At 68.4% G+C, this 9,264-nt stretch carries 5 protein-coding genes; all 5 read right to left on the bottom strand.

Annotated features, from left to right (window positions below):
• Positions 1-12: 12 nt before the first annotated feature.
• Entirely contained in the window at positions 13-3,543 is a 3,531-nt protein-coding gene (locus tag VHB27_RS13565; protein ID WP_325601245.1) for a PAS domain S-box protein, read from the bottom strand.
• Positions 3,544-3,711: 168 nt separating this feature from the next.
• Positions 3,712-4,878, bottom strand: coding sequence for an NADH:flavin oxidoreductase/NADH oxidase (locus tag VHB27_RS13560; protein ID WP_325601243.1), 1,167 nt, complete (start codon positions 4,876-4,878; stop codon positions 3,712-3,714).
• A gap of 209 nt (positions 4,879-5,087) precedes the next feature.
• Complete coding sequence (locus VHB27_RS13555; protein WP_325601241.1) at positions 5,088-6,287, bottom strand: MFS transporter; 1,200 nt, start codon at positions 6,285-6,287, stop codon at positions 5,088-5,090.
• Between the two features lie 176 nt (positions 6,288-6,463).
• Positions 6,464-7,447 carry a hypothetical protein gene (locus tag VHB27_RS13550; RefSeq protein WP_325601239.1) on the bottom strand — a complete coding sequence of 328 codons (984 nt, stop codon included), beginning with the start codon at positions 7,445-7,447 and terminating at the stop codon, positions 6,464-6,466.
• Between the two features lie 1,091 nt (positions 7,448-8,538).
• Positions 8,539-9,264 (bottom strand): amidohydrolase family protein (locus tag VHB27_RS13545; protein WP_325601237.1); only part of this gene is annotated, 726 nt, incomplete at its 5' end.

Below are 9,264 nucleotides of genomic sequence, written 5' to 3'. Positions count from 1 at the left end.
ATAGCTGACGGGTTATGGATCGGTCAACCCCGTCTCGTGACGGGCCGTTACCCCGGGCGCCTGCGCCGCCTCGCGCCTCGCCTCCAGCAGCGCATTGATCCGTTCCGCCAGTTGCTGGCCAGACACCGGCTTCCGCAGCAGGGAGAACGTGCCCGAGATCGCCCCGCCCACGGCTAGCGCCGCACCGTCCCCGGCATATCCCGTCAGCAGCACCGCCGGCAGTCCGGGCCGGCATTCCTGTGCCTTCCGGATCAGCGTCAGGCCGTCCATCGCCGGCATCGTCAGGTCGGAGACGAGGATATCCACCCGCTCATCCGACGCCAGCCGCGCCAAAGCCGCCGACCCGCTGTCGACGGCGATGACGGCGTGCCCGCTTTCCTCCAGCGACAGCGCCACCACCTGCCGTACGATCGCATCGTCGTCGACCAGCAGCACCCGGGGCCGGTCCTGGTCCTCGTTCGCCGCGTTCGGCGTGCCCAAGCCGGGGGCGGCCTCCGGACCGCCGCTTTGCGGCAGCCAGATGAAGATGCTGGTGCCCACCCCCGGCTCGCTTTCGATCGCCAGGCTGCCGCCGCTCTGCTCCGTGAAGCCCTTGGCCATCGCCAGCCCGAGGCCGGTGCCCTTCCCCGGTTCCTTGGTGGTGAAGAACGGCTCCGTCACCCGCGCCAACACCGTCCGGTCCATGCCTGTCCCGGTATCGGTGACGGCGAGCCGGACATAGCTTCCCGGCGACAGCCCGGCAGGGTGGTGCGTGCCGGGGGCGACGGTCTCGGCCCCGGCCGTCAGGGCCAGCGTCCCCCCGGACGGCATCGCGTCGCGGGCGTTGGTGGCGAGGTTCACCAGCACGGTCTCCAACTGGCCGCGATCGGCGAACATCGGCGGCAGCCCGGCCGGCGCGTCCACCTGGCAGACCACCGACCCACCCAGCGTGTGCGACAGCACCTCGGCCATGTCGGTCAGCAGCACGCCGACATCGATCGGCTCCGCCCGCAGGTCGCCGCGCCGAGCGAAGGCGAGCAGCCGGCTGGTGATCGCGGCCCCCCGCTTCGCCGCGTCCATCACCATCCGCACGTTGCGCAGCACCCGCTCGGGATCGTGCGGCCGCCGCTCGATCAGCGCCGCGCCGCCCGAGACCGCCTGCAGCACGTTGTTGAAGTCGTGCGCGATCCCGCCGGCGATCTGCCCCAGCGCATGCATCCGTTCGGCGTGGGCGGCGCGCTGCTGGGCGGCTTCGCGGGCCGACATCTCGTCGCGCACCCGCAGTTCCAGGCGGGCGTTGATCTCCTGCTGGATCGCGAGCAGGCGCTTTTCCGCGTCGATGTCCAGGATGAAGATCAGCGCTTCCAGCACCTTGCCGTCGACGCGCCGCAGCGGCTTGGCGCCGATCCGCAGCCACCGTTCGGACCCGTCGGGTGCGTGGCGGATGAACTCGATCCCCGGCAGCACCGTCTCGCCGCGCAGGGCCTGGGTGCCGGGATAGTCGGCCGGCTGGATGCGCGTTCCCTCCTCGTCGTAGCCGACCCATGTCCCGGCCTGCCCGGCCGCGCGCGACGGCAGCAGGTTGTCGGTGAAGCGCCGCAGCGTCTCGTTGCCCAGCACCACGCGCCCGGTGTCGTCGATGATGCCGACCCCGACCGGCAGCGACGCGATGATCGACGTCAGCCGGCTGCGTTCCGTCTCCAGCACCGAGATCAGGCGGTCGCGTGCCGTTTCCGCCTCATACCGAGCGGTGACGTCCATGCAGATGCCGACCATGCGGATGGCTTCGCCCTCGGCGCCGCGGATCGTCTTGCCGCGGCCCAGCAGCCGGCGCAGCGAACCGTCGGGCAGCACGACGCCGTACTCGGTGCTGTAGACGCTGGCCGGATCCCCGACCGCCTGCAGCAGGTCGGCGCGCACCCGCGGCAGGTCGGAGGGGACCATGACCCGTTCCCACTCGGCGGGGCGCAGACCTTCGGCATCCGGGACCAGCCCGTGCAGCCGCCACTGGTTCTCGCTCCAGGTCCAGGTATCGGACCGGATGTCCCAGTCCCAGATGCCCAGGTCGGCGCCCTCGCGCGCCAGTTCCAGCCGCTCCTCGTTCACGCGCAGGTCGGCCTGTGCGGCCCGCAGGTCGGTCACGTCGATCTGCGACAGCAGCACCATGGTGCGGCCGGCCACCCGCACCGGCGCGGTGGCGATCAGCAGGTGGCGGATGCCCCGGCCCCCCTGGATGCGGGTCTCGTACCGGTATGTCTGGCCGGCGACGACCTCCCGGCAGATCTGCCTGGCGCGCTCCGGGGGGGTCTGCAGGGCGAAATCGGTGATCCGGCGGCCGCGGAACGATGCGGTGTCGAGGCCGACGAAGCTGGCGGCGGCTTCGTTGCAGTCGACGATGCACATCGTGTCGGGGTCCAGCAGGATGGTGCCGCTGGGCGCACGCTCGAACAGGGCGCGGAAGCGCTGCTCGCTTTCCGCCAGGGCGCGGGCCGCGTCCTGTCGTTCGGCGGCGGCGCGGGCCAGCACCGCGGCGACGAGGTCGGTCTCTGGCAACCCGCTGGCGGCCGCGGGCGTGGCCTGGTCGGACGCGGCCAACCGGCCCAGCGCTTCGATCGGCTGGGTGATCCCGCGCGCGGCCAGCGCCGCCAGCGCCAGCCCCAGCGCCATGACGGCGACGCCGACGCCCAGCACACGCTCCAGCGCGGCCCGGAGCGGGGCGGAGATCGCCTCCACATGCGCCCCGGCGATCACCGTCCAGTCGGTATCGCCGATCCGGGTGAAGGCGGCGACGGAGGGCACGCCCTCCAGCGTCGGCGCCGGGGTCATGCCATGGCCTTGCGCCAGGATCGCCTTGCGAAGCTCCGGCACGATCGGCACCCCGATATACCGGTCGGGGCTGGGCGTGCGGGCGACGACCAGGCCGTCGCCGTCCGCCACCGTCACCGTGGAGGCCGGTCCCAGCCGCTGGTCGGCCACCAGGTCCTTCAGCACGCCGGGCTGCAAGCGGAGGTAAAGGTCGTAGACGACCTTGCCGTCGTGGAATACCGGCACGTCGATGCTGAAGCCCAGCGTGTCGCTGATCCGGCCATGCAGCAGGTTCATCACCGCGGGACGGCCGAGGTCGAAGATCCGGTGCCGCACCACCTCCCCCCGAGCGCGGGACGGCGGCAGGGTCGTCGAGGGGTCCTTCAGCCCGTACAGGCGCAGGATGTGCAGGTTCGGGTCCGCCACCCCAAGCGTGGCGCCTTTCGCCTGGCGCAGGAGGAACAGGTTGGCCTCGCGGCCGAACGCGTCCAGGTCCCCGTCCTGCAACGCCGGCGACATCGCCAGCGTCTCCAGCGCCGCGATGCGCAGTTGCAGGTCCCGCTCGATGGCGATCGCCGTGCCGTTGGCGATGGTCATCAGTCCTTCATAGGTGCGGTCCCGTTCCGCGGTGTAGTCCAGCGCCTCCCGCACCACCCCCATGGTCAAAAGCGGCAGGATGCTGCCGAAGACGAGCAGCATGAGGCGGGCGCGGAGCGACAGGTTGAACCGGCGGTAACGGGGCGTGGGCGTCTGGGTCACGGCGGCCGGCTCGAGATTCAGCCCGACTGGCTAAAGCGTTGCGTTCAAGTGCTGGGTGGCAAGTTCTGGGTGGCAAGTTCTGTCCGGGAGGGATTACATAGCGAGGAAATGACCGGTAGAATATCATCACGATCGCGTGAATAACGCATCATCCGACGGCGACGCCTCTCATCCGGCCGCGACGCCTCGTTGATAGGTGGACGGAACGCCTTCGAACGCCGACTTGGCGCGCTTGCCGAGCCACCACCCCATGGCCGGCGGGACGCTGGTGAAATCCGGATCGGCGCCCAGTTTCTGCGCCGCGTCCAGCGCCCAGTTCGGGCTGTACATCAACTCCCGCGCCAGCGCGACGAGGTCGGCCCTGCCCTGCTGCAGGATCGCCTCCGCCTGGTCGGCGTGGACGATGTGGCCGACGGCCATGGTCATCATCCCCGCCTCCTGCCGGATCTTCTCGGCATACGGCACCTGGTAGCCGTATTGCCGTGCCCGGACGCTGTCCATCGGCGAGCGCTCCAGGATGCCGCCGGAGCTGCAATCGATCACGTCGATGCCCTTGGCCTTCAGTTCCTGCGCGAGGGCCACGCTCTGGTCGGGACCCCAGCCGGCATCGTCCTCGCAGGACAGACGCATGAACAGGGGCTTCTCCGCCGGCCAGTTGGCGCGGACGCATTCGGCGACCTCCAGGGCGAAGCGCATCCGGTTGGCGTCGGAGCCGCCGTATTCGTCGTTGCGGCGGTTGGCGGCGGGGGAGAGGAACTGGTGGACCAGGTAGCCGTGGGCACCGTGGATCTCCAGCACCTCGAACCCCGCCTTGTCGGCACGCGCGGCGGCTTCGCCCCAATGGGCGACCAGTTCGGGGATCTCGGCGCGCGACAGGGCGCGGGGCATGGGCATGCGGTCGCTGTGCGGGACGGCGGACGGGGCGATCAGGTCCCAGCCGTCCCAGTCGAACATCTCGGGGTGGTCGGCCGTCAGCGGCTTCTGTCCTTCCCAGGGCCGGGTCAGGCGCGCCTTGCGGCCGGAATGGCCAAGCTGGATGGCCGGGACGGCGTTCTGGGCCTCGATGAAGGCGGCGATGCGGGCGAGGCCGGGGATGAAGTCGTCCTTCCAGATGCCCAGGTCGCCGACGGTCCCGCAGCCGCGCCGCTCCACCTTGGTCGATTCGACCATCACCAGGCCGCAGCCGCCGGCGGCGTAGCGGCCGACATTCACCAGGTGCCAGTCGGTGGCGAAGCCCTGGTGCGACGCATACTGGTGCATCGGCGCGGTGACGATCCGGTTGCGCAGGGTGACGCCGCGGATGGTCAAGGGCGAGAAGAGCAAGGGCTGGGACATGTGGACGCCTTCGTTATTGGCCGTTGCCCCATTGCTACCCGCGAAACGAGACCGAGACCAGCTTGGCCCCCCGCCGTCACGGGTGCCGCCGTCATGGGTCCGGCCGTCACGGGTCCGGCCGTCACGGTCGTCCTATGCAGCCAGGCGCCGCCATGGCGCGGATCGTTTCGTCCCCGCTTGGATACGCCCTCGGCCCGTCGTCGCGCCGGTCAGGCCACCCGCCGCAACGACGGGTTGAGGGCCGCCGCCAGCGGGATGGTCAGCAGGCACACCACCGCCACCACCATGATCGCGTTGATCGGCCCCATCGCGTCGCCGACGAAGCCGTAGAGCACGGGCGCCACCGCGCCCGATCCGATCGTTCCCGTATAGAACAGGCCAAACGCCTTTTCCCGCCGTGCCGACGACACCAGGTCGGGCACCGTCCCGTACAGCACCGACGACGTGCCGTTCAGCGCCAGCCCGATCGCCGGCAGGCAGGCGAGCGAGGCGTAGAGCGGCAGCCAGTGGAGCGCCAGGATGCCGGCGGCGGTGGCGCCTTCGGTCAGGATCACGGTCAGCAGCACGCCCAGGCGCTCCCCCAGCAGGCCGCAGGCGAGCTTGCCGGCGGCGCCGCCGGCGAAGATCAGCGTCAGCGCCAGGCCGATCGTTTCGAAACCGGCGCCCTTCGCCTTCAGTACGAAGGGCAGGAAGGCCAGGAACCCCATGCGGGTGCCGCTGTCGACGATGCCGATCACCAGCAGCAGCGGGAAGGCGATCGGTCCGGCCGCGCTGTCCTTCGTGCCGGGCCGGGCCTGCGTGGCGACGTGCCGCGCGCTGCCCAGGTCCCGGGGCAGCAGGACCAGGACCGCCACGGCCACCAGCAGGCCGAGCGCGCCGACGATGCCGACCGCGCCGCGCCAGGGCATCAGCGCGAGCAGCCAGGCGACCATGGCCGGGATCGCCATCTTCCCCAGGTCGCCGGCGAAGTTGTACGTCCCAAGCGCCGCCCTGGCACCCTGGTCGTCATAGGCCCTGGATACCAGCGAGGACGCCAGCGGATGTTGCGTCGCCGAACCCGCCCCGCCCAGCAGCAGTGCCACTGCCAGGACCACGAAGCCGGCACCGCCGAGGCCGATCAGCAGATAGGCGCCGGCCGCGACGGCGGTGCCGACGCCCAGCAGGAAGGCGCCCCCGGTGCGCCGGGCGAGCACCGAGGCCGGCATCTGCAGCGACGCCATGGCGCCGGTATAGAGCATGCGAAGAATGCCCAGCATCGCGTAGCTGAGGGCGAACTCGGTCTGCCAGACGGGCAGCAGGACATAGATCAGGTCGGTGTAGCCGTCGTGCAGGGCATGCGCGCCGCAGGCGACCGCGAGGACGCGCTTGCGGGCGGGGGATCGGGCAACGGCGAACTGCGCAATGGCCATGGTCGGCATGTCCCATGTGGTGTCATGGGATTGTCACGGAACGGCCGGGCATGGAAGACGGATCGTGGCGGGTAGTTGTCTAGATGACCGGAGGATCTCCGGCGGCGGAACCGGCCACCGGCGCGATCCTCGCCGACGGCCGATCGATGGTGGACGCGGTGCTTTTCCGTCCGATGTCACACCATCCCATGAAGCGGCAGCCCCGCCGGCGCGTGGGTCGGGTCGGTGATGGCAACGATCTTGACGGCGCCTCCGGCCGTCGGCGCTTCCACGACGAAGCCGTGCTGGGTGCTGTCGTGAAGATGCAGCTTGTCGATGACCTGGTCGCCCGAGAAGATCTTCAGCATGTCGTTCTTGAACGTATAGCTGTCCGCCGCCGCCAGGTTCATCAGGTCGATTTCCGGCGCAGGCAGCCCCGACTGTGCGGCGTCCAAGGTAACGGTGGCCCTGAACAGGTCGGGCCGGTCGACCTGCACGAACCCGCCGTCCGAAATGGACTGGTTCCGGCCGACGGATTTCATGAACTCGATGCGCGACGACGGCGACGAAACGATGTTGAAGCTGCCCGCGCCCACCACGTCCGCCCCGATCGTCGCCCGAGCGTAGTCCACGCTGCTGGCGCCGTTGTTATCGAACCTGGAGCCTTCGGCGCCATTCACCACGACCTGGCCGCTGATGGCACCAAAGGCATCGAACGTGCCGCTCCATTTCGCGTACTGATCGAGGTTGACGGTATAGGAACTGCGATAGCCGCTCTGGTTCGCCCCCAGGATCGCCGTGGCGCGACCCGAGATGTTGATGGTCGACGCTGACTCGGCTCCGCCGAGGTTCAGCGTGGAACGGCCTGACAGGTTGTACACGCCTTCGCCCTGGGACACCTCGCTCGTCAGGGTCGATCGGTGCGAGAGGTTGAACGTTCCCGATGCGCCCGTGCCGTTCAGCGAGGCGACGGCGCGATGCGACAGGTTCGCCGTGACCTCGGCGAACAGGAGCGTCAGGGGATTGCCCGCCAGGTCGTCGCCTCGGATGTCGATCGCGTACGGGGTGCCCTGGCCCTGCATCAGCAGGGTGTCACCGGGTGCCGGCGCCTGGTTTGGCGACCAGTCGTCAGGGTTGGACGCCCTGTTGTTGCCGCCGCCTGTCCATGTGAGAGTCGTCACGAAACTTTCTCCATATCTGTATCTGTTACGCTTGAGATTTGTCCGCGCGGCGCGGCCGGCGTCTTTGATCAAAGACAACAGCCGCCATCGACTCGTCTTCGACCTGCTCGTAGTCCGCCGGTATTGGTGATCCCTAGGGGCGGGACATGCTGCGCGAGGGAGTCGTTATTCTATCACGGATATAGCGACCCTTTCTCGCTGCGTGCGTCTTGCCTGTTTCCCATGCTGCGTCATTTCGAAGGATCATGCCTTGGGCTGGACACGTTGCCGCAGCCCTCGATTGCATCGGCCGATAGTAACGGAACGTCCAATCAATACGGACTGAAACAAAAATCGTATTGGTTGTAGTCCAGTGGATTTACTCGCGTGATAGCCTTTGTCACGAAACATCTAGGCATGATGGGCATCCCGTCGGATCGCCAAAACTGAAGCGTAGTCGCGGAACGGTCCAACCATTGCGAAATGTTCCAGGCTCATGACGCTTGAATATCCGGATTTCCGTCCGTTTCGTAACACGAATGCGTGAGATTTCGCGATTGAATTCGGTCCCTTCCGTCATATTTCCGCTTAACGAATGATTTACGTCCGACCCCTGCCCCGTCCTGGCGCCCTCATTCGTCACGGCGGGAAAGGCGACAGGAAACGCCCAGGTTGCGCCGGCCGAAATCCCGTCCTGGCGTTTTCATGAAGCCGGCCTCGTCCGATCATCCATCGCTTCGGGCCGAAGGCAGTCAAACCCGTTTCGTTTGTATATAACAATATTATTCATGGCCTTCGCCGCGTCGCATGGCAGCGCCTCGGCACCCTTCAAATCCCGAGCGGGGAAGAACGGATCGCGGATAGGACTTTGGTATATTGTTCCAGGCCCCCAATTCTTCCGGAAACAGCCCACCCGCCAAAGTCCCGTTCGGCATCGCGTCTTGTCTATTCTTCGATTCCACTAGGGCGACCGTCAGGCCCTTGTCGGGGGAAGCGGTCTTCTGGCGCGGATAGAGATGGCGCGGCCGCATGGCCGCCGCTCATCGGCGTCCTGCCCCGCCGCCGGAGAGGCCCCGATAAACCCCCGGCGACCCGGACCGCAGATCCAGTCCCTACCGCCGCCAGCCCCACCATGCGCATAGTGCCCTGCCCATCACCCATTCCTTGTCGGTATCGCTGAGCCAGGGCATTTCGTCTGTGAACATCGTCACACATTGCTTCCACGAGCACGGCATCTTGGTGATGTCCGTCCCCCAGAACACGCGCTCCGGGCCGAACGCGTCGAAGATCCGCTTCACGTAGCCCTGCATGATCGGGAACGGATAGGCCTCGGCGGAATAGCCGGGCGCGCCGGTGACCTTGACGCCGATGTTCCCGTGCTTCGCCAGCGCCAGCAGCCGGGGCATGTGCTCCATCGCCGCATGGTCCTTCAGCGTGGTCATCCCGCCGCGCCCGCCCAGGTGGTCGATGGTCAGGCGCAGCCCGGGATGGCGTTCGGCGATCCGGCCGACATCCTCCAGCGAATCCGTGGCCAGCAGGGCGATCGGAACGCCGGCCTTCTCGGCCTCGGTCCACAGCCATTCCAGCGTGCCGTCGGCCATCCACTGCCGCATCGGCTCATGCAGGCAGGTATAGCGCAGGCCCAGCATGCCGGGCTGGTCGCGCCAGGTGGCGACGCGGGCGCGGGAGGCCGGTTCTTCCAGCGGCAGCGAGCCCAGGATCGCGAACCGGTTCGGATAGTCGCGCACCGCCTTGAACGCCATGTCGGTCGAACCGGGGTCCCAGCCGGGCGGATGGATGACCGCCGCGTCGACGCCGCCTTCGTCCATCATCGCGAT

This window comes from Rhodopila sp. (assembly GCF_035548235.1).
Classification (GTDB): domain Bacteria; phylum Pseudomonadota; class Alphaproteobacteria; order Acetobacterales; family Acetobacteraceae; genus Rhodopila.
This window is presented reverse-complemented; position numbering and strand designations above follow the sequence as displayed.

Coding starts and splice junctions, on each gene's coding strand:
- VHB27_RS13560 (WP_325601243.1), bottom strand. CDS start 4,878: ATGTCCCAGCCCTTGCTCTTCTCGCCCTTGACCATCCGCGGCGTCACC.
- VHB27_RS13555 (WP_325601241.1), bottom strand. CDS start 6,287: ATGGCCATTGCGCAGTTCGCCGTTGCCCGATCCCCCGCCCGCAAGCGC.